Below are 21486 nucleotides of genomic sequence, written 5' to 3' on the forward strand. Positions count from 1 at the left end.
AATCCATGCAGTCAACTTCGACCGATCTCAGCGCCGAGACTCCTCGCGAAGGCGCCACCTCCCGCATCCTCCACCTCCGCCGCGGCGGCACCAGTGTGGTCGTCGACCTCGACGCCTCACCCACCCCCGCCATCGTCCACTGGGGCGAAGAGCTCGACGAGGCGACGCCGCGGACGCTCGAGGGCCTCGCCCGCGCGACGCAGCCTCAGCGGGTGTCCGGCGGCCTCGACGCCACCGCACGCCTCACCGTCCTCGCCACTCCCGCCGGCGGCTGGCTCGGCACCCCGGCGCTCGAGGGCCACCGCGCCGGCGCCGGCTTCAGCGCGCGACTGACCCTCGCCGGCGTGCAGTCCAACGGCCACCGGGCCACCCTCGCCCTCGTCGACGCCGAGGCGCGTCTCGCGGCCCAGATCGAGCTGCGCGTCGGACCGAGCGGTCTGTTCCACCAGCGCGTTCTGCTGCGCAACGCCGGCGACACCCCGTACACCGTGCAGGCGCTGCAGCTGGCCTTTCCGGTGCCGTGGGATGCCACCGAGATCCTCGACACCACCGGCCGCCACCTGCGCGAGCGGTCGCCCCAGCGGCGCGACTTCACCTTCGGCACGCACCTGCGCGAAAGCCGCCGCGGCCGACCGGGCGCAGACGCGACGCTGCTGCTGGCCGCGGGCCGCCCCGGCTTCGGCTTCGAGACCGGCCGCGTCCACGGCATCCACGTCGCATGGAGCGGCAACCATCGCACCCTGGCAGAACGCAGCGTCACCGGCGAGGCCTTCCTCGCGGGCGGTGAGCTCTACGGGCCCGGAGAGCTGATCCTCGCCTCCGGCGAACAGGTCGCCTCACCCTGGGTGATCGGCTCGTGGGGCGACGGCCTCAGCGAGCTGTCGCACCGCTTCCACGACGAGTGGCGCGCGCGCCCGCAGCATCCCCGTCGCCCGCGTCCTGTCACGCTCAACACCTGGGAGGCGGTGTACTTCGACCACGACCTCGCTCGACTCACCGCGCTCGCCGACGCGGGCGCCGAGGTCGGCGCCGAACGCTTCGTGCTCGACGACGGCTGGTTCCACGGCCGTCGCGACGACACGGCCGGTCTCGGCGACTGGACCGTCGACGCGGACGTGTGGCCGCAGGGACTGCACCCCATCGTGAACCACGTCCGCTCTCTCGGCATGGACTTCGGCCTGTGGGTCGAGCCCGAGATGGTGAACCCCGACAGCGACCTCGCGCGGGCACATCCGGATTGGATCCTGCGCGGGCGCATGGAGCTGCCGCCGTCGGCCCGTCAGCAGCAGGTGCTCGACCTCGCGCACCCCGACGCGTACGCGCACATCGCCGCGCGACTGCACGCCCTGCTGGACGAGTACGACATCGCCTACCTCAAGTGGGACCACAACCGCGATCTCGTCGACGCCGGCACCGGCCCCGAAGGCGAAGCCCGGGTCCACGCGCACACGCTGGCGGTCTACCGCCTGCTCGACGAGCTGCGCGCGGCGCACCCCGGGCTCGAGATCGAGAGCTGCGCCTCGGGCGGTGCGCGTGTCGATCTCGGCATCCTCGACCGCACCGACCGCATCTGGACCAGCGACAGCCTCGACCCGCTCGAGCGCCTGTCCAACCAGCGGCACACCGCGCTCGTGGTCGCGCCCGAGCTGATGGGCATGCACCTCACCAGCCCGGTCGTGCACTCGTCGGGCCGCACGGTCGACCTCGCGCTGAGCGCGAGCGTCGCCCTCTTCGGCCACTTCGGGATCGAATGGGATCTCACCAAGACGGACGAGCCCACCCGCGCGCGCATCGCCGAGTGGGTGGCCCTGGCCAAGCGCCTGCGCCCGCTCGTCGCGCAGGGCCGCACGATCGACGTCGACGGCACCGAGCCGGGGATCGACGTGCGCGGCATGGTCGCCGCCGACTCCGCGTCCGCCGTCTTCACGATCGTGCAGACGCAGACCTCGATCGCCTACCCCGCCGGCCGGGTGCGGATGCCGGGACTCGACCCCGCGCGCAGCTATCGGCTCCGGGTGCTCGAACTCACCCCGCCGCACGGCGCGGGTCAGTCGAACCTCGCGTGGGCCGAGCACGACACGGTGCTCTCTGGACGCCAGCTCGCCGTGATCGGCGTGCGTCCGCCCGTGCTCCACCCCCAGACCGCCGTCGTCGTCGAACTGACCGCGACGGACTGACACCCCACCACGCACCACCCAGCGCAAGGAGGCGCACATGAGAACCGTTCGACGACGGCGGATGCGGATCGCGGCGAGCATCGCCCTGATCGGCACCGCCGCAGCCCTCGGCGGCTGCGCGGGCGAACAGCCCGGCGGCGTGACCACGCTGAACTTCTTCCAGTTCAAGGGAGAGGCGATCGAGGACTTCGACAAGATGATCGCGGACTTCGAGGCGGAGAACCCCGACATCCGGATCGTCCAGAATCAGGTCGCCGATGCCGACACCCTCATCCGCACCCTGCTGGTGAAGGACCGCATCCCCGACATCGTCACCCTCAACGCCAACGGCAACTTCGGCCGACTGGCGCAGGCGGGGGTCTTCCACGACTTCTCGGACGAACCGGTGCTGGACACCATCAACCCCGCCGTGCAGCAGATCCTGGCCGATCTCGGCACCTTCGGCGACGAGGTCAACGGCCTCGGCTACGTCAACAACGCCAACGGGGTGATCTACAACACCCGCATCTTCGAGGAGCAGGGGCTGGCTGTCCCAGAGACGTGGGACGAGTTCGTCGCCGTCTGCGACGCGCTCCAGGATGCCGGAATCACCCCGTTCTACGGGACGCTCGCCGACTCGTGGACCGCCATCCCCTCGTGGAACGCGCTCGGGGCCTACCCGGCGCAGAACGGGTTCTTCGACAAGATGCGCGAGCTCGGCGAGGACGTCGGCGCCGAATCGGAGGTGTCGTTCCAGAAGGACTTCGCCGAGGTCATGGATCAGCAGTACACGCTGTTCGGCTACATGCAGGACGGCTACCGCGGCCGCACCTACGACGACGGCAACGCCGCGTTCGCCAACGGCGAGGCGGCGATGCTGCTGCAGGGCATCTGGGCGACCAACCCCATCAAGCAGGTCAATCCCGACATCGAGATGGGCATCTTCCCGTACCCCGGAACCGACGACCCCGACGAACGCCTGCTCGTATCCGGCGTCGACGTCGTCTTCACGATGGGAAAGGACTCCCCCCACGAGGAGGAGGCCATGCGCTTCATCGAGTACGCCTTCCAGAAGGACGTGATCGAGGAGTTCGCCGCCTCGCAGAATATGGTGCCCTCCGTCCAGGGGGCCGAGTTGAGCGACGACCCCGCACTGCAATCGGTCAAGCCCTATTTCGACGCAGGGATGATCACCGGGTTCATCGACCACCAGGTCCCGCCCAGCATCCCGCTCATCCCGATCGATCAGGAGTTCCTGTTCAACGGCAACGCGGAGGCGGCTCTGGCCGCGCTCGACAACGAGTGGCGCAAAGTCGCCGCCCGGACTATTCCGGTCACGACGGGAGAAGACCGATGACCCTCACCCAGGCGGTACGCAGCACCGCGACCAAGACGAAGCCCCCGCGGGCGAACCGGATGCAGACGGGCGCCAAGCGGGCACCGTCCGCCTACTACTGGATGGTGTGGCCCGCGGTCATCGCCTTCGCCGCCTTCCACACCCTGCCGGTCGTGATCGGCATCTTCTTCAGCTTCACCAATTACGCGGGCTACGGCGCGTGGAACTTCGTCGGCATCTCGAACTACGTGAACCTCTTTCGGGACGACCGCGTCCTGCAGGCGTACGGCTTCTCGTTCCTGTTCGCGATCGTGGCGACGGTTCTCACCAACGCCATCTCGCTCGCGATCGCCATGGGACTGAACGCCAAGATCGTCGGGCGCAACTTCTTCCGCGGCGTGTACTTCGTGCCCTACGTCCTGGCGATCCTCGTGATCGGGTACGTGTTCCAGTTCTTCTTCTCGAACTCGCTGCCGAAGATCCTCGCCGACATCCCGATCTTCCGCGACAACATCCTCACGAACGAGACGTGGGCCTGGACGGCGATCGTCGCACTGGCGGTCTGGCAGGCGTGCGCCTTCTCGATCATCATCTATCTCGCGGGGCTGCAGACGATCCCCGCAGAGCTGTACGAAGCGGCATCCATCGACGGAGCCGGCAGCGGCCGGCAGTTCCGCTCGATCACGTTCCCGCTGATCAGCGCGTTCTTCACCATCAACGTGGTGCTGAGCCTCAAGGGGTTCCTGCAGGTGTTCGACCCGATCGTGGCGCTCACCAACGGCGGTCCCGGCACGTCCACCGAGTCGGTGACGCTGCTGATCTTCCGCGGGGGCTTCTCGGGCGGAGAGTTCGCCTACCAGACGGCGAACGCCGTGATCTTCTTCATCGTGATCACCGTCGTCTCGCTCCTGCAATTCCGGGTCCTTCAGCGCAGAGAGGCCGACTACTGATGACCACCATGACCAACACCCCTGTCCAACTCGACCAGCCGGTCGCGCCGGCGCGGCGCCGGTGGCGACGCACACCGTCGGAGGACACCCGACCCGTCAATTGGTGGGCGACCGCCCTGATCGCGGTGTGCTCGCTCACGGTTCTGGTGCCGCTGTACCTCGCCGTCGTCGTCGCCCTGAAGACACCCGCCCAGCTCGCGTCGGGCACCGGCTTCGAATGGCCGAACCCCGTGCGGTGGGAGAACTTCGCCGACGCGTGGGCACGGACCGACTTCCCCCAGGCACTGGCGAACACCGCGTTCATCACGGTCGGCTCGGTGGTCTTCACACTGCTCACCAGCTCGGTGGTGGCCTACGCGCTCGCCCGCAACATGCACCGGCCGTTCTTCAAGGGCGTGTTCTTCTACCTGCTGGCGGCGCTGTTCATCCCCTTCCCGATCATCATGCTGCCGCTGGTGAAGCAGACGGCGATCCTGGGACTCGACAACCAGGCCGGGCTGATCCTGCTCTACACGATCTACGGGCTGTCGCTGAACATCTTCATCTACACCGCCTACATCCGCTCGATCCCGATCGAGCTCGAAGAGGCGGCGCGCATGGACGGCGCCGGCACGTGGCGGGTGTTCTGGCAGATCATCTTCCCGCTGCTGACGCCCATGAACGCCACGGTCGGCATCCTGACCTGCGTGTGGGCCTGGAACGACTTCATCATGCCGCTGGTCGTGCTCACCGAACCCGGCGCCCGCACGCTCCCGCTGGCGCAGTACGTCTTCCAGGGGCAGTTCAACACCGACTACACCGTGGCGTTCGCCTCGTACCTGATGGCCATGGCGCCGCTGCTGATCGTCTACATCTTCTCGCAGCGCTGGGTCATCTCGGGGGGTCACACGCGGCTCGATCAAGTGACGTCGGAGGGGGCGGCGAGCGTCTTGTGCAGGAACACCTGCTGGATGCCGTCGTCCCCGTCGACGCGCTCGCGCTCCCGATACCCGCACCGCTCGTAGAGCCGAAGGTTCGCCTCGCTCAGCGATCCGGTGAACAGCTCCGCCTCGCGGCATCCCGCCGACCGGCCGCGCTCCTCCACCGCGTCCAGCAGCGCGCTTCCGAGACCGGCGCCCTGCTGGTCCGGCGCGATCGAGATGCGGCCGATCAGCAGCAGGTCGCCGTCCCGCCGGGCGCGGGCGGCTCCGACGATCCGGCCGCCGGTGACCGCGACGCAGCCGAGGTTGGCCTCCAGCTCTGCGCGCACCTGCTCGAGCGTCTGCGTCAGCGGCGGCATCTGCACCGAGTCGTAGATGAGCGCCTCCTGCACGAACGCGGCCCGCTGCAGGGTCAGCACCTCGCCCGCGTCGTCCTCCTCGACCGGGCGGATCCGGACACCGGAGACCCCGGCATCCGCTTCCTGCTCCGGTGCGCCGTCCGCCTGGCCACGAGAAGCGGATGCCGCCCCTTCGACGAGCTCGGCCAGCAGCGCCATGGCCGCTTCGACCGTCTGCTCGAGTACCTCCTCGGGGCCGCCCTCGAAGCGGCAGAGCCGGTGAGCGGTGCCCCCCGCGTCGGCCCACCCGAGGTAGACGGTGCCCGGTTCGTGCTCACCTTCGGCGTCCGGACCGCCGACACCGGTCGTCGAGACCGCGATGTCGGCGCCCAGGAGCGAGCGGACGCCCCCGGCGAGCTGCTCGGCGCACTCCCCGGACACGACATCGATCCCCTCCGCCACTCCGAGCACGTCGTTCTTGGTGCGGGTCTGATACGCGACCACTCCCCCGGTGAACCAGTCCTGGGCGGACTCGCCCCTGCCGACGGTGCTGGCGAGCATTCCGCACGTGAGCGACTCGGCGACGGCGACCCTCACACGCGCGCGCTGCGCCGCCTCCGCCAGTCGTTCGATCAGGTTCTCCATCGACTCCCCTCCGCTCGTCGTCCCGTCAGCGTAGACCGCCCGATGACGTCCTCCTGGGCTAGCAGGGGCCCGCCGGACCGTCAAGGGAGTCGCGCCCGCGCAGGGCGAGGGCGACAGTGTGGACGTGATCACCTGGAGCAGAGTCGGCGGATGCGTCGCCGCGGCGTTGCTGGTCGCGTCGACCGCGTCGGGGTGCGCACTGACGATCCCGACCGACCCCGACGGTACGCTCGAGGCCGCGCGCGGCGATGTCCTGCGCGTCGGTGCGTCGCCCGCAGAGGGTCTGGTCTCCGTCGCCGGAGAGGAGGTCACCGGTCCACTCGCGAACGCGATCGAGGGGTTCGCATCATCCATCGACGCGCGGGTGCAGTGGTCGGTGGACGGCGAGGAGGATCTCGTCGACGACCTGGTGGGCGGGCAGCTGGACCTGGCGATCGGCGGCATGACCGACCAGACCCTGTGGGCGACCGAGGTGTCGGTCACTCGCGGCTATCCCGACTTTCCCGGCGCGGACGGGGCGGCCGTCGTCGTTCTCCTCCCCATGGGCGAGAACGCGTTGCAGAGCGCCCTCGAGTCCTACCTCGACGAGGAATACGGCTCATGAAGTCGATGGGGCGCACCGACCTCCCCCGTGAGCAGCAGGAGGCGCTGCACAAGGCGATCCGGTGGGAGTGGTTCACGATCGGCTACACGGTCGTGACCATCGGACTGATCGCCCTCGTCGTGGGCGGATCGCAGGCCATGCGCACGGCGTGGATCGAGGACATGCTCTCGCTGATCCCCCAGATCTCGTTCCTCGTCGCGCTGCTGTTCATCCGGCATCCGCCCTCGCGCGCGTTCCCTTTCGGACTTCACCGCGTCATGGGGGTCGGGCATCTCGTCGCGGGCGTCGCCCTGCTCGCGATCGGCGGCAGCCTCGCCGTCGAGTCGATCCTCGGCCTCGTGCGCGCGGAGCATCCCGCGATCGGTACCGTGCGCCTGTTCGGCCAGACCATCTGGCTCGGCTGGCTGATGGTCGCCGTCATGAGCGTCATCGTCATCGGGCCCTTCATCTACGGCCGGGCGAAGGCGAAGCTCGCCCCGGTCCTGCACAACAAGGTGCTCTACGCCGACGCCGACATGGCGAAGGCCGATTGGACCACCTCCGTCGCGTCCATCGTCGGTGTCCTCGGGATCGGCATCGGCTGGTGGTGGCTCGACGGCACCGCAGCGCTCTTCATCTCGGCGGGAATCGTGTGGGACGGGTGGCGCAACGCCCGCGCCGCCGTGCTCGATCTGATCGACCAGCGCGCCCGCACCGAGGACGACGCCCGGACGCACCCGCTGCTCTACCGGATCCGCGACCGCGTCGAAGCCGAGCCCTGGGTGCGCGCGTGCGCGGTGCGGATGCGCGACATGGGCCAGGTGTTCCACGTCGAGGTGTTCGTCGTCCCGCGACGTTCGTGGGTGCGACTGGGTCGGGTGGAACGACTGCGAGAGGCGATCACCCGCCTGGACTGGAAAGTGCAGGACGTCGTCGTCATCACCCGCTCCGAACTGCCCGACGAGGCGGAGCGCTGAGCCTCAGATCCCGAGATACGCCTCGAGCGGCTGGAGCAACGGCTGGGAGCGCTCGTCCGCAACGGCCGCTGCGCCGACGTTGCACGCGAGCTGCAGAGCTGCCGCATCGTCGATGCCTCGCAGCATGGCGACCGTGAGAGCGGCGGCGAATGCGTCACCGGCGCCGACCGTGTTCACCACCGTCGAAGCGTCCGCACGCGCCCTGGCTATGACGACGCCGTCGCGTCGGAGGAGTGCTCCGTCGCCCCCAAGGGTGACGGCGACCAGCGGCGCAGTGGCGAGGTATGGCACCTTCGCATACTCCCCCTCATTCACGATGAACAGGTCGACGCGCTGCCGAAGTCCGTCGTCCAGCGGCATGACAGGTGACAGGTTGAGTGCGACGAGGCCCGACGTGCGCTGCGCGAGATCGGCGACCAGTCGCAGATCGACCTCCAGCTGCGCGAGGAGGGCGTCGGGTCGCTCCTCCTGCAGACGGCGGGGGTCGATCCGCCCATTCGCTCCGGGACACACGACGATCGAGTTCTCGCCCTCATCGTCGACGACGATGAGCGCCGTCCCGGTGGGCTCGTCCACGCGTTGCAGGGCGCTCGTGTCGACGCCCGCCGCATCGAGGTTGGAGACCATGGACGCGCCTTCGCCGTCTGCGCCCACCGCGCCGACCAGCCTCACGCGTGCACCGAGCCGGGCTGCGGCGACAGCCTGATTGGCGCCTTTGCCCCCCGGTTCACGGCTGAGAGAACCGCCGCCGACCGTCTCCCCGGCCGCCGGCAGCGCAGTCACACGCGCTGTCAGATCGAGGTTCACCGCACCCAGCACCGTCAGCACCACGGCTTCCGCCGGCGTCATCGCGTCACCCCCGCCCGACGTGCTGTCCACGGGCGACCACCACGTTGACCGAACTATCGCGCATCGCCCGCAGCGTATCCCGGTCGATACCGGTGTCGACGATGACGGCGTCGAAATCCGACAGCGGCAACAGCGCATGCAGCGCCCGCCGCTCGAACTTCGTGTGATCCGCCAGCAGGAGACGCCTGCTGGCTGCGTCGAACATGGCGTGTTTCACGTCCACCGTCTCCAGCGTCTGGTGGAAGACCTGGCCGTCGGTGATCGCAGGCGTCGACATGATGGCGAGATCGGCTCGCATGCCTGCGATGGTGGTGGTCGTGATCCGGCCCATGAACGCACTGCACCAGTTGTAGTACTGGCCGCCCACTCCGAGAAGGGTGATCCCTCGCACACCCTGCAGCTGATTCATGATCGTCAGGGTGTTCGTGATGATCGTCAACGGCGTCTTCGCTGCCAGCAGCGGCACGAGGTGGAGGGTCGTGGTCGAGTCGTCCAGGAAGATCGCCTGGCCAGGCTCGATGAACTCCAGTGCGGCGTGCGCGATCGCGTCCTTCTCGACGAGCTGGCGGCTCGCGCGGTAGACGTCGCTCGACTCGACGAGAGACGTCGACAGCGCCGAGGCCACTCCGCGGCTCTTTCGCAGCAGGCCCCGCGCTTCGAGTTCATCCAGATCTCGGTGCACGGTCATGACGCTGATGCCGAAACGACTCGCCATGTCCTCGATCCGCACCGTGCCCTCCGCCATGACGGCTTCCGTGATGGCGCGTTGGCGCTCGGCCTGCCGGCTCTGGCGCGCATCGGCGAGCTTGTCCGTCGCAGATGATGCGGGGTGCGTCACCCTCTTCACGCTAGCGCCGCCTCGTCGATGATCTGCGCAAGCGCATCGGGGTCGTGAGCGAAACGACCGAGGAAGAGCCCATCGACCTGACCGGCGAGCGCCCGGAGCGTCCCGGGCTGGGCGCTTCCGCCATAGATGACCGATGACGATGCCGCTGCCCCGAGCGAGATCACGTGTCGACGCAGTGCCGCGGCGACGACAGCGACATGCTCGGCCGATGCAGGCTCGGTCGACCCGATCGCCCATTCCGGTTCGTAGGCCACGATGAGCTCGCCGGGGTCGTCGATGCCTTCCAGCACGGCGGCGAGCTGAGCACAGCACTGCACGGCGGCATCAGCGGCGTCGGTGCGCACACGCTCTCCCACGCACAGCACGGGAGTGAGCCCGTTGCGTACGGCCGCTGCCATCTTGAGGCGGAACGTGCCTTCACCTTCCCCGAAGACGCTCCGGCGCTCGGCATGCCCTACCTCCACCAGGGCGCATCCCACCTCTCTCAGATCTGCACCGCTCACGGCGCCGGTGAATGCGCCACGATCGGCCCAGTGGAGGTCTTGCGCCCCGACTTTCACCGGCGTGCCCCCGAATGCGGCTTGCACTCCGGTCAGGGCGGGCAACGACGGCAGCACGAACAGGGTCACCCTGCCGTCCTGCATTGCAGGGTGACGCGCGGCCATCCGGGCCACGTCCTCGGCCCATGACAGCGTCGTCGCCACGTCCATGTATAGCTTGAGGCTCACGCCCAGCACGACGGAGCGCGCCTCGTCCGGGCCGGTCGTCCCGGGGTCAGCCACAGCTTCCGGTTTGCTCGTACCCGTCGATGACCGCGACCTTCTCCGCGGAGGCGGAGGATTCGTCGAACTCGTACCCCAGCCACTCCTTCGCGAGCCTGCGAGCAAGCTCGCGTCCGATCACGCGCTGGCCCATCGTCAGGACCTGCGCGTTGTTGCTCAGCACGCTGCGCTCGACGCTGTAGCTGTCGTGCGCGGTCACCGCACGGATCCCCGCGACCTTGTTCGCCGCGATGGCGACGCCCAGACCGGTTCCGCACACCAGGAGGGCCCGGTCGGCGCGGCCGTCCTTCACCAGTTCCGCCGCGTTGATGGCGATCGACGGGTACGCGGTGTGCCCGTCAGCGTCGACGCCGACGTCGATGACCTCGGCGACCCGCGGGTCGCTCTCGAGATCCGCTTTCAGCATCTCCTTGTACTCGAGTCCAGCGTCATCACTGCCGACGACCACGCGCCACGTTCGATTCATCGTTTCTCCTCCGTCGTTCCGTCGTTCCATGCTGAAGCCCCCGCGGCCATCGCCAGAGCGAGGGACACCGCCCCGGGGTCCGGTGTCCCGAGACTCTTCTCCATGTGGGGCCGGGCACGGCCCATCCTCGGGAGAAGGTCCGCCGTCGCTCGCGCTGCTTTCATCGACACGGCGGCTGCTGCCTCCCACGCCGTGGCCAGGTCGTCGCCGCCGGCGATCCGCTCGGCGAGGGTCTCGGCGAACGGTACGAGCGCATCCACCATCGTCTTGTCGCCGATCTGCGCTTTGCCGGATGTCTGCACGGCATCCCTCGCCGCGGCGACCGCCTCGGAGGCGGTCCGCCCGTCAGGGGCGGTCGCATCACCGAGCACCTTCGCCGCGGCGCGAAGACCCAGTCCCCACAGGGCCCCCGACGTGCCACCCGCCTTGTCCGCCCATGCGTCGCCGGCCCGCGCGAGCACGGTGCCCGGTCCCGCGTCGGAATCGGCTGCCGCCTGCGCAGCGGCGTCTGCGGCCCGCACTCCGCGCTGCATCCCGATGCCGTGGTCGCCGTCGCCCGCGATGGCGTCCAGCCGTCCCAGCTCGTCCACTTCGCGATCGATCATCGCCCGGATCGCGCTCAGAGCCCGGGCGACGTCCTTTCCTGCGCGCTGCGCATCGACTGTCGCCGCCGGCTGGATCGCGTCGTCCTCTGCCGTCTCGCCCTCGGCGGCGTTCTCGTCCGCGATTCGGTCGGCGAGGTCCACGACGCCTTTGCGGTATGCAGGCGCGTACGCCGGGGACGACCACGCCTGCTCCAGGACGTCATCCAGCCATATCAGTGTGAGTGAAACCCCGGCCATCTCGAAACTCGTCGCGTACTCACCGACCTCCGGGTCCACGATCTCAAGGCCCGCCTGCGTGATCAGCCCTGCGACGGAGTGGTAGAGCAGGAAGAGCTCTTCGGACTTCACCGATCCCAGGCCGTTGACGATGACCCCGACTCGAGCGGAGGCGCCGTCGCCGAGATCATCGGGACGCTCTTCCAGAAGACGGGTGACGAGGAGATCCGCGATCTCGCCCGCGGAAGGCAGGGGGACGACATCGATGCCCGGCTCGCCGTGGATCCCCATCCCCACGGCCATCATCCCGTCGGGAACCGTGAAGAGGGGCGCGGTGGCGCCCGGGAGCGTGCAGCCCGAGAAAGCCACCCCGACCGAGCGGGTGCGTTCGTTCGCGCGGGCAGCGAGCGCCTCGACCTCGGCGAGTCCCATGCCCTGTGCGGACGCCCACGCCGCGGCGCGGAAAACGGCAAGGTCACCGGCGATGCCGCGGCGCTTCGCGCGGTCGGCGAGGGAAGCACTGTAGATGTCGTCTGTGACCCGCACCGTCGCGGTGGGGATGCCCTCGGCGCGGAGACGTTCCTGCGCCTGGTCGAAATTCAGGGCGTCGCCCGCGTAGTTGCCGTAGCTGAAGAGCACGCCGGCCTCCGTCGCAACCGACCGGGCGACGGAGTAGATCTGCTGCGCGCTCGGAGACGCGAAGACGTTGCCCATCGCGGCCGCGTGCGCGAGCCCCGGGCCGACGAGTCCGGCGAACGCCGGGTAATGACCCGACCCCCCGCCGATGACGACGGCGACCTCGCCCGCCGGAGTGGCGGAAGCGCGGGCGACTCCGCCGTTCACGCGGCGGACGAGGCCACGGTGCGCGGCGATGAAGCCCAGAGTCGACTCGGCTGCGAAGTCGTCGGGGTCGTTGACGATGTAGCTCATGGCTGCTCTCTCGATGGTGGTGCGGGGGCGGACGCCGGGCGTCCGCCCCCGCGGACCGCGCGGGAGCGCACGGTCGATCTGACCGGACTCAGCCGGAGTAGGTGAACGGCTCCGTCATCTTGTCGACGTTCTCCGGAGTGATGAGGATGCAGTCGAAGGCCTGCTTCTCCGTCTCCGGAGCCTCGCCGGTGCGGATGAACTCGTCCGCCATCTCGACGGCGGTCTTCGAGAAGACGGCGACCGGCTGCAGGACGGTGTATGCCATCTCGCCCGCCTTCACGGCGTCGACGGCGTCCGGCGAGCCGTCGAAGCCTCCGACGAGCACGCCCTCCAGCTTGTTGGCCTCCTTGAGCGCGGCGATCGCGCCCAGAGCCATCTCGTCGTTACCGGAGATGACGCCGTCGATGTCGGGGTTGGCCTGAAGCAGCGACTGCATCTTGTCGTGGCCCTTCGTGCGGTCCCAGTCGGCCACCTCCATGCCCTTCTGGACGAGCTCGGGGTACTGACTGATCACCGTGGTGTAGCCGTTGGAGCGGGTCTGGGCGTTGTTGTCCGAAGGTGCGCCGAAGAGCTCGACATAGTCGCCCTTCTCTTCCATCAGACGCACCCATTCCTGAGCGCCGATCGCCGCGCCCTGCGCGTTGTTGGAAACCAACTGAGCCTTGGCGATACCCGACTCGTTGATCTCGGCGTTGACCAGGAACACCGGGATGCCGGCGTCCGTCGCCTTCTTGACCGCCGCGGCCGAGCCGTCCGCGTTCGCGGGGTCCAGGATGATGGCGACGGACTGGTTCGAGATCGCGGTGTCGATCAGCGTGTTCTCGGTGTTGGTGTCGCCCTTGTGGGCGCCGACGGTCGCCTCGTAGCCCAGTTCCTCAGCGGTGGCCGCGGCGACGTCGCCCTCGGTCTTCCAGTAGGGGTTGGCCGGGTCGTTGACGATGATGGTGATCAGGCCGCCCGCGTCGCCGCCGGCCGCCCCTGCGTCACCGCCGTCCGTCGCACCTCCGCCGGTGGTCGAGTCGCCGGCGCAGCCGGCGAGTCCGATGACGAGCGCGCCCGCTGCTGCGAGGGCGGCCAGTGCCTTCATGCGCTTCATGTGGATTGTCCTTTCTTGATGATTCGGCGGCGGTGATCGCCGCCGAGATCGACGGTCAGTTCGAGCGTTCGGTGGAGACCGGTCGCTGCTGTTCCGACGAAGTGGGGGGCGGCGTCGCGCTCGCCGAGGGCGGCGCCGAGGGGTTGTGGGGGATGCGGGCGCCGGCCGGCGTCGACGTCCGTACTGCAGGGTGTTCAGCAGCACCGCGACGACGATCACCGCACCCATGAACACCATCTGCCAGTACGCCGAGACTCCGACGATGACCAGTCCGTCGGCGAGGAAGCCGATCACGAATGCCCCGAGCAGAGTGCCGCGGACGTTTCCACGACCACCGCTGAGCGCAGCACCACCGATGACCACCGCGGCGATCGCGGTGAGCTCGTACGTGTTGCCCGCCGTCGGGCTGGCGCTGGTCAGCGTCGAGGCCAGGATGAGCCCGGCGATCGCCGCGCACAGTCCCGAGATCACATACACCGAGATCTTGACCTTGCGAACGGGCACCCCGGAGAGTTCAGCCGCCCGCTCGTTTCCGCCCGCTGCGTACAGCCAGCGGCCGAAGCGCGTGCGCCCCAGGACGAACCCGAGGATGAGCGCGACCACACCCATGATCAGCACGCCGATCGGGATGTTGAAGATGCGGTTGAATCCGAGCCAGTTGAAGCCTGTGTTGCCCAGCTCGGCGTCGCCCGCCAGATCGTTGATCGTCAGGCCGTTGGTCATGAGGAGCGCGAGCCCGCGGACGACGTAGAGCATGCCGAGGGTGGCCACGAAGGGCGCGACATTGAACTTCGCGACGAGCACGCCGTTGACGAGGCCGACGAGCGCACCCACCCCGCACGACAGGAGCACGACCACGGGCACGCTGGGGAAGAGGGTGATGCCGAAGATGTTGATCGGCACGCCCTGGAGGAGGAACCCGGCGATGATGGCCGAGAAGCCGAGTGTGGAGCCTACGGACAGGTCTATGCCGCCGTTGAGGATGACCATCAGCATCCCGAGGCCCAGGATGGCGTAGATCGCCACATGGGAGGCCATGATGAGCAGGTTGCCGACCGTGAGGTAGTTCGGCGAGAGCATCGAGAAGACCACGATGATGAGGACGAGCGCGAGGAACGCGCGCCCTTCGAGGAGCAGCTTCGCCACCGAGAACCTCTTCTTGTTCTCGATGATGACGTTCGTTGTCGTCATTGTTCAGGTCCGTTCTGAAGGTCAGGCGGCCACGGCCTCGCCAGAGGCGGCCATGATCATTTCTTTGGTGGCGTCGGGCCCGAACTCCGCAGAGATGCGGCCTCGGCGCAGCACGATGATCCGATGGGCGATGCTCAGGCATTCGCCGACTTCGGATGTGGAGTAGACGATCGCCAAGCCTTGCCGCGCCCGATCGGACAGCAGCCGGAAGACCTCCGCCTTCGCCCCGACGTCGATGCCGCGACTGGGCTCGTCGAGGAGCATGACCCGCGGGTGGGTGCCGACGATCTTGCCGATGACGACCTTCTGCTGGTTGCCACCCGACAGGGCGCCGATGGGCAGATCCGGACCGGGCGTCTTCACGGTGACGTCCGCGATGAGCGCCTTGGCCCTGTCGTTCTCGGTACGGCGCGAGATGACGCCGCGAACGAGGCTGCGGCCCAGGCTGGCGAGGGTGAGATTCGTGCCGACATCGAAGGTCTGCACCAGCCCGTCCCGCTGGCGGTCCTCGGGCACGAGCCCCACACCGGCGTCGATCCTCTCGGCGATGGAGTCCTTGAGGATCGACCGGCCTTCGAGCAGCACGTCGCCCGAGGCGATGGGCTCCCGTCCTGCGATCGCCTCCAGCAGCTCGGTGCGGCCGGCACCCATGAGCCCGTACAGGCAGACGATCTCACCCGCGCGGACTTCGAGATCCAGTCCGTTCACAACGGCGCGCTCGGGGTTCTCGCGATCGAGCACCGTCAGACCGGTGACCGCGAGTGCGGGCGGCCCGAAGTCGTACCCGGTCGGCGGTGACCCCAGGTCGAAGTTGTCGCCGACCATGTTCCTGACGATCCACTCCAGGTCGATGTCCTTGCGCTCGGCTTTCGCCGTCATGGTCCCGTCGCGCAGGACGACCGCGTGATCGGTCACTTCGAGCGCCTCTTCGAGGTGGTGGGAGATGTAGACGATCGCCACTCCGCGAGCCAGCAGATCGCGGATGATCCCGAAGAGGACCTCGACCTCGGCTGCTGCGAGGGCGGACGTCGGCTCGTCCATGATGAGGATGCGCGAGTTCACCGACAGGGCGCGTGCGATCTCGACGATCTGCTGCTGCCCCACCCGCAGGTCGTGGACCAGGGTGTCCGGACCGATGGCGAGCTGCATCTCCTCGAGGAGAGCGCGCGTCTGCCGCGCCTCCTCGGCGTAGTCCACGCCGAACGGTCCGACGATCTCACGACCCATGAAGATGTTGTCGCGGACCGAGAGATTCGGCGCGAGACTCAGCTCCTGATGAATGATGGAGATCCCGCGGTCTCGGGCGTCGTTGGTCGACGCGAACTCCACCGGCTCCCCGTCGAGGATGATCTGACCGGAGGTCGGACGCTCCACGCCCGAGAGGATCTTCATCAGCGTCGATTTGCCGGCGCCGTTCTCTCCGAACAGGGTCGTCACGGTCCCTTTGCGGATCTCGAAGTTCACCCCTTTGAGCGCGCGCGTACCGCCGTAGTTCTTGACGATGTTGCGCGCCTCGAGGACGACCTCATCGAACTCGCCGCCGCTCACTGGACGCTCAGCTCGACGGGCGTGACGAGCCACGCGGCAGGGTTCACCAGGGTGAAGGCGCCTGTGACCTGGACGGTCTGTCCCTCCAGCGCCGCGGTGTCCACATCGGCGAGCACCTGGGTCTTGACCTCTTCGTTCAGGGCGGCGGCGGCGTTCTGGAATTCGATCTGGTTGCGGAACTGCCCGAACTGGATGTCTCCGGTGGCATCGCGCAGGTCGGTGCCGTTGATCGCCGGTCCGGTCTGCACCCGCACGAGCAGATCCTCGGGAAGGCCCTCGACGGAAATCGGATAGATGCCGGACTGGCCCTCTCCGGCGACGCCGGTGAAGGTCACGCTGTAGACGGGGCCGCCCGAACTCGGCATCGAATACTCCTCGGCCGCGGCCTCCGGGTCCTCTGCGATCGCCTGGGCGAGAGTCGAAGCATCCACGGCCCGGTCGATGACCCCGTCCCGGACCGCGGGGAAGGTCTCGGCGCCGAAGGTGGCCGGGTCGAAGGCGACGTCGCTCTGCGCGCGAGGATCGTCGTTGGGGACGACCTTGGTGCCCAGCACCACGAAGAGAAGTGCGATGACGGCGACGCCGATCCAGATCGCCCGCTTCACAACCGCCGGCTGCAGCCGGCTCCGCGTCGGCGCGGAGCTCGTCGTCGTCATCACAGGAGCACCCGCGATTCGGCGTCGTTGGGGCGGATCTGCAGCTTGCGGCCCTCGCCTCGACGGAACATCTCGAGCGCGTCGGAGTAGTCGTCGAGTGTGAAGGAGTGACTGATCATCGCCGTGGCGTTGATCGCGCCCGCCTCGAACAGCTCGACGGCTCTTCCGAAGGAGTTGAGGACGGCCATGGTCCCGACGATCGAGATCTCGTCGCGGTAGACGCGGAAGGGGGAGAACTGAGCGGTCTTGTCAGCCGGCGCGACACCGAAGTCCTGGAAGTAGCCGGCCGGCTTCACCCGCGTGAGGGCATCCTCGATCGCCCGGATGTTGCCGGTGCAGTCGATGACCACGTCCCACTTCTCGCGGTCGGCATCGTCCGCCGAGGTGAACCGCAGCTCGATACCGCACTCCTCCGCGGTCTTCAGTCGCGCCTCGTTCAGATCCACGATCGAGACGGTGGCGGCGCCGGCGCGCTTGGCCAGCTGAGCCATCATCAGGCCCATGGTTCCGGCACCGTAGACGAGCACGTGATCGCCCAGACGACGGGGCAGCACATCCCAGCCGCGGATGGCGCACGCGAGGGGTTCGATGAGAGCGGCCTCGAAGATGTCGGTGTCGGGCTTGAGCTTGTACACGTTGCCCGCGGGGGCGGTGAAGTACTGCTGGGCAGCACCGTCCGAGGCGACGACGCCCAGGCCGTTCCAGAAGCGGCAGAGGTTCTGGTGCCCGTTGAGACAGAATTCGCACTCGCCGCACGTGGTGCTCGGGTTGACCGCGACGTGGTCACCGACCTTGAAGTCGAAGACGCCGTTGTTGACCCCCTCGCCCAAGGCGACGATGGTTCCCGTCGCCTCGTGTCCGGGCACGAGGGGGAACACGGTCCCCTCGAACTCGCCGTCGAGAACGTGGGTGTCGGTTCCGCAGATACCGACCGCTGCGGTCTCGATCAGGATCTCCTTGTAACCCGGTTCAGGTGTCGATCGCTCTTCGAGGGCAAGCTGCCCCTCCGAACTGAAAACCACTGCGCGCATCTTTGCTCCCGTTTTCGGTCTGCCGCCTCCGGCGTTGAAGGCGACGATCCTTGCGTGATCATCCCTGCAGCGCTGCGCCGAGAGACCTCGCCGACCCGAAGGTCTCATGTTATCTTTATGTGATCTTGAACAAGACTCACGTTAGATAAACCATAATCACAAAGCGGTGGATGTCAAGAGAGACTTCCGCCAGACCTCGAAGGAGAGCGGCCCGGTGTCGGATCTGCGTTGGGATGAAATCGATCGGCGCGCGGTGGATACCGCTCGTGTGCTCGCGGCGGATGCTGTCGAGAAGGTGGGCAACGGCCACCCTGGCACGGCGATGAGCCTGGCGCCGACGGCGTACCTGCTGTATCAGCGGGTGATGCGGCACGATCCCGCGGACACGGACTGGTTGGGCCGTGACCGGTTCATCCTGTCGGCGGGGCACTCGTCGCTGACGCAGTACGTGCAGCTGTATCTGGGTGGTTTCGGGTTGGAGCTGGATGATCTGAAGGCGCTGCGGACGTGGGGTTCGCTGACGCCGGGTCACCCGGAGTTCGGACACACCAAGGGTGTGGAGATCACCACGGGCCCGTTGGGTCAGGGTCTGGCCTCGGCGGTCGGGTTCGCGTACGCGGCCCGGTACGAGCGGGGCCTGTTCGACCCGGAGGCGCCGGCGGGGCAGTCCCCGTTCGATCACTTCGTGTATGTGGTGGCCGGTGACGGGGACCTGCAGGAAGGCGTCACGAGTGAGGCGTCGTCGTTGGCGGGTCACCAGCAGCTGGGGAACCTGATCGCGATCTACGACTCCAACCAGATCTCCATCGAGGACGACACCAACGTCGCGTTCACCGAGGACGTCGCCGCCCGGTACGAGGCGTACGGGTGGCAGGTGCAGACGGTGGATTGGAAGAAGTCCGGCGAGTACGTCGAGGACGTCGCCGAGCTGCACGCCGCGATCGAGGCCGCGAAGGCCGAGACGGGCAAGCCGTCGCTGATCGTGCTGCGCACCATCATCGGGTGGCCCTCGCCGGGCAAGCAGAACACCGGCAAGATCCACGGCTCCGCGCTGGGCGCGGACGAGCTGGCCGCGACCAAGACCGTGCTCGGGTTCGACCCGGAGCAGTCCTTCGTCGTCGCCGACGACGTCCTCACCCACACCCGTTCCCTGGCAGAGCGTGCCGCCCAGGCGCGCGCCGCCTGGCAGGAGACGTTCGACGCGTGGGCGGAGGCGAACCCGCAGCGCAAGGCGCTGCTGGACCGTCTCGAGGCGGGCGAGCTGCCCGAGGATGTCGCATCCGCGCTTCCCTCGTTCGAGGCGGGCAAGGACGTGTCGACCCGTGCCGCGTCGGGTGTGGTCATCAACGCCCTGGCCGCGGAACTGCCGGAGCTGTGGGGAGGGTCGGCGGACCTCGCCGAGTCGAACCTGACCACGATCAAGGACGCGGCCTCCTTCATCCCCGCCCAGTGGTCCACCCACGAGTGGTCCGGGGACCCGTACGGTCGGGTGCTGCACTTCGGCATCCGCGAACACGCGATGGGCGCGATCGTCAACGGCATCACCCTGCACGGTCCGACGCGTCCGTTCGGCGGCACGTTCCTGATCTTCAGCGACTACATGCGCCCCGCCGTCCGGCTGGCCGCGCTGATGAACATCCCCTCGATCTTCGTATGGACCCACGACTCCGTCGCACTCGGTGAGGACGGACCCACCCACCAGCCCGTCGAGCAGCTCGCGACGCTGCGCGCGATCCCCAACTTCGCCGTGGTCCGCCCCGCGGACGCGAACGAGACCGCCGCGGCCTGGCTGGAGATCCTCCGCCGCCAGGACGGACCCGCCGGCATCGCCCTGACCCGCCAGAACATCCCCGTGTTCCCCCGCGGAGAAGGCGCCGCCGCCGGCGACGTGTTCGCCTCCACCGCCGGCGTCGCCAAGGGCGCATACGTCCTCGCCGAAGCACCCAACGGCACCCCGGACGTGATCCTCATCGCCACCGGCTCCGAAGTCCAACTCGCCATCACCGCACGCGAGACCCTCGCCGCCGACGGGATCAACGCCCGCGTGGTCTCAGCCCCCTCGCTCGAATGGTTCGACGAGCAGGACCCCGCCTACCGCGAAAGCGTCCTCCCCGCCGCCGTCAAAGCACGCGTGTCCGTCGAAGCCGGCTCCGCGCTCACCTGGCGCGGCATCGTCGGCGACACCGGACGCACCATCGCCATCGACCACTTCGGCGCCTCCGCGGACTACAAGACCCTGTTCCACAAATTCGGCATCACCGCCGACGCCGTCGTCCAGGCGGCACGCGAAACCCTCGAGGAGAACGCATGACCACCCCCACCGAACAGAACGCTGCGGTTCTCGTCGCAGCCGGAAGAGTGATCATCGAGCAGCGACCCGTTCCCACGCCCCGCGCCGACGAGGTCCTCGTCCGCGTGACGGCGGTCGGCGTCTGCGGATCGGACGTGCACTTCTACCACGACGGTCACCTCGGCGACTGGACCGTCACCGAACCGCTCGTGCTCGGACACGAGTCCGGCGGGGTCATCGTGGCTGTGGGAGACGATGTCGACTCCGCGCGAGTGGGCGAGCGAGTATCCATCGAGCCCCAGCGCCCGTCGACGACGTCTGCCGAGACGATGCGCGGCGACTACAACCTCGACCCGCACATGCGCTTCTACGCCGTACCGGGAACGGACGGCGCGTTCCAGGAGTACGTCACCATCCAGAGCCACTTCGCGCACGCCGTCCCTGAGAGCGTCAGCGATCACGCAGCCGCCCTCATGGAGCCTCTGTCGGTGGCGATCGCCACCGCCCGCAAGGCGTGCTTCACCCCTGGCGACCGGGTCCTCATCACCGGCGCCGGCCCCGTCGGCATCGCGATCGCACAGGTGGCGCGCGCCTTCGGTGCGAGCGAGGTGATCGTCTCGGACATCTCGGCACAGCGGCGAGATGCAGCACTGGCTTTCGGAGCCACGTCCACCTTCGACCCCACCGTCTCCACACCCACCGAGGCCGCCCCGGCGGTCGACTCCTTCGTCGACGCATCGGGGGCGGCCTCGGCGGTGCGGGGAGGCATAGAGGCAGTGCGTCCCGGAGGGCGCGTCGTCCTGGTAGGCATGGGCGCCAGCGAGATCGCCCTTCCGATCACGGCGATCCAGAACCGCGAGCTGGTTCTCACCGGGGTGTTCCGATATGCCAACACGTGGCCGACTGCGATCTCGCTCGTCGCGACGGGAAAGGTGGACCTGGACGGGATGGTGACGGGCACCTTCGGTCTGGGCGAGGTGCGGGAGGCTCTCGATTCGACCGGAGATCCGACGACGATCAAGAGCGTCGTCGAGCCCACACGTCTTCGTTAGCCTGGAACGGCGCCGCGGTCCC

Annotated in this window: 17 protein-coding genes and 1 pseudogene; 8 read left to right on the forward strand and 10 right to left on the reverse strand. The window is 68.3% G+C overall.

Annotation, left to right across the window (positions count from 1 at the left end):
* Positions 1 to 5: 5 nt before the first annotated feature.
* From NFR93_RS12650 to NFR93_RS12665, 4 genes and pseudogenes are all read left to right on the forward strand, one after another.
* Positions 6 to 2177 carry an alpha-galactosidase gene (locus tag NFR93_RS12650; RefSeq protein WP_251453729.1) on the forward strand — a complete coding sequence of 724 codons (2172 nt, stop codon included), beginning with the start codon at positions 6 to 8 and terminating at the stop codon, positions 2175 to 2177.
* Positions 2178 to 2214: 37 nt separating this feature from the next.
* A complete protein-coding gene (locus NFR93_RS12655; RefSeq protein ID WP_251453731.1) occupies positions 2215 to 3513 on the forward strand; it encodes an ABC transporter substrate-binding protein in 1299 nt (432 codons plus the stop codon).
* Positions 3510 to 4442 (forward strand): carbohydrate ABC transporter permease, encoded by a 933-nt coding sequence (locus NFR93_RS12660; RefSeq protein ID WP_353049916.1) that lies wholly within the window; start codon positions 3510 to 3512, stop codon positions 4440 to 4442. Before NFR93_RS12655 ends, NFR93_RS12660 begins: the two co-directional genes overlap by 4 nt.
* Positions 4442 to 5348 (forward strand): annotated as a pseudogene (locus NFR93_RS12665) (carbohydrate ABC transporter permease). The gene NFR93_RS12660 and the pseudogene NFR93_RS12665 overlap by 1 nt, the downstream one beginning before the upstream one ends.
* Here the strand turns inward: NFR93_RS12665 and NFR93_RS12670 are convergent.
* On the reverse strand, positions 5341 to 6345 hold the full coding sequence (locus NFR93_RS12670) for a nicotinamide-nucleotide amidohydrolase family protein (protein WP_251453736.1): 1005 nt from the start codon (positions 6343 to 6345) through the stop codon (positions 5341 to 5343). The pseudogene NFR93_RS12665 and the gene NFR93_RS12670 sit on opposite strands and share 8 nt — an antisense overlap.
* A 124-nt stretch (positions 6346 to 6469) precedes the next feature.
* Here NFR93_RS12670 and NFR93_RS12675 point away from each other — a divergent pair, with 124 nt between their 5' ends.
* Positions 6470 to 6949, forward strand: a complete 480-nt coding sequence (locus NFR93_RS12675) for a hypothetical protein (RefSeq protein WP_251453738.1) — start codon at positions 6470 to 6472, stop codon at positions 6947 to 6949.
* On the forward strand, positions 6946 to 7905 hold the full coding sequence (locus NFR93_RS12680) for a cation diffusion facilitator family transporter (RefSeq protein WP_251453740.1): 960 nt from the start codon (positions 6946 to 6948) through the stop codon (positions 7903 to 7905). Before NFR93_RS12675 ends, NFR93_RS12680 begins: the two co-directional genes overlap by 4 nt.
* Before the next feature lie 3 nt (positions 7906 to 7908).
* Here the strand turns inward: NFR93_RS12680 and NFR93_RS12685 are convergent, their stop codons facing one another.
* The 9 genes from NFR93_RS12685 to NFR93_RS12725 form a co-directional block, all read right to left on the reverse strand.
* Positions 7909 to 8754, reverse strand: coding sequence for a ribokinase (locus NFR93_RS12685; protein WP_251453743.1), 846 nt, complete (start codon positions 8752 to 8754; stop codon positions 7909 to 7911).
* A gap of 4 nt (positions 8755 to 8758) precedes the next feature.
* Positions 8759 to 9592, reverse strand: coding sequence for a DeoR/GlpR family DNA-binding transcription regulator (locus NFR93_RS12690; RefSeq protein ID WP_251453745.1), 834 nt, complete (start codon positions 9590 to 9592; stop codon positions 8759 to 8761).
* Positions 9593 to 9597: 5 nt separating this feature from the next.
* Positions 9598 to 10383 (reverse strand): triose-phosphate isomerase family protein, encoded by a 786-nt coding sequence (locus NFR93_RS12695; RefSeq protein ID WP_251453747.1) that lies wholly within the window; start codon positions 10381 to 10383, stop codon positions 9598 to 9600.
* Positions 10376 to 10849 carry a ribose-5-phosphate isomerase gene (locus NFR93_RS12700; RefSeq protein WP_251453749.1) on the reverse strand — a complete coding sequence of 158 codons (474 nt, stop codon included), beginning with the start codon at positions 10847 to 10849 and terminating at the stop codon, positions 10376 to 10378. The genes NFR93_RS12695 and NFR93_RS12700 overlap by 8 nt, the downstream gene beginning before the upstream one ends.
* Entirely contained in the window at positions 10846 to 12600 is a 1755-nt protein-coding gene (locus NFR93_RS12705) for a dihydroxyacetone kinase family protein (protein ID WP_251453751.1), read from the reverse strand. Before NFR93_RS12705 ends, NFR93_RS12700 begins: the two co-directional genes overlap by 4 nt.
* 88 nt (positions 12601 to 12688) lie before the next feature.
* Positions 12689 to 14887, reverse strand: coding sequence for a substrate-binding domain-containing protein (locus tag NFR93_RS12710; protein ID WP_251453753.1), 2199 nt, complete (start codon positions 14885 to 14887; stop codon positions 12689 to 12691).
* A gap of 21 nt (positions 14888 to 14908) precedes the next feature.
* The gene (locus NFR93_RS12715; RefSeq protein ID WP_251453755.1) at positions 14909 to 16435 is read right to left on the reverse strand and encodes a sugar ABC transporter ATP-binding protein; all 1527 of its coding nucleotides are present in this window, start codon (positions 16433 to 16435) and stop codon (positions 14909 to 14911) included.
* Positions 16432 to 17091, reverse strand: coding sequence for a DUF2291 family protein (locus tag NFR93_RS12720; protein ID WP_251453758.1), 660 nt, complete (start codon positions 17089 to 17091; stop codon positions 16432 to 16434). The genes NFR93_RS12715 and NFR93_RS12720 overlap by 4 nt, the downstream gene beginning before the upstream one ends.
* The gene (locus NFR93_RS12725) at positions 17091 to 18122 is read right to left on the reverse strand and encodes a zinc-dependent alcohol dehydrogenase family protein (protein WP_251453760.1); all 1032 of its coding nucleotides are present in this window, start codon (positions 18120 to 18122) and stop codon (positions 17091 to 17093) included. The genes NFR93_RS12720 and NFR93_RS12725 overlap by 1 nt, the downstream gene beginning before the upstream one ends.
* 214 nt (positions 18123 to 18336) lie before the next feature.
* On the opposite strand from NFR93_RS12725, the gene tkt reads away from it, so the two are divergent.
* The gene (gene tkt / locus NFR93_RS12730; protein ID WP_251454580.1) at positions 18337 to 20433 is read left to right on the forward strand and encodes a transketolase; all 2097 of its coding nucleotides are present in this window, start codon (positions 18337 to 18339) and stop codon (positions 20431 to 20433) included.
* Positions 20430 to 21464: an NAD(P)-dependent alcohol dehydrogenase gene (locus NFR93_RS12735; RefSeq protein WP_251453762.1), complete on the forward strand. Its 1035-nt coding sequence runs from the start codon at positions 20430 to 20432 to the stop codon at positions 21462 to 21464. The genes tkt and NFR93_RS12735 overlap by 4 nt, the downstream gene beginning before the upstream one ends.
* The last annotated feature ends 22 nt before the right edge of the window (positions 21465 to 21486 follow it).

The sequence above is a fragment of the Microbacterium sp. Marseille-Q6648 genome, from assembly GCF_943181415.1.
In the GTDB taxonomy this organism is placed as follows: domain Bacteria; phylum Actinomycetota; class Actinomycetes; order Actinomycetales; family Microbacteriaceae; genus Microbacterium.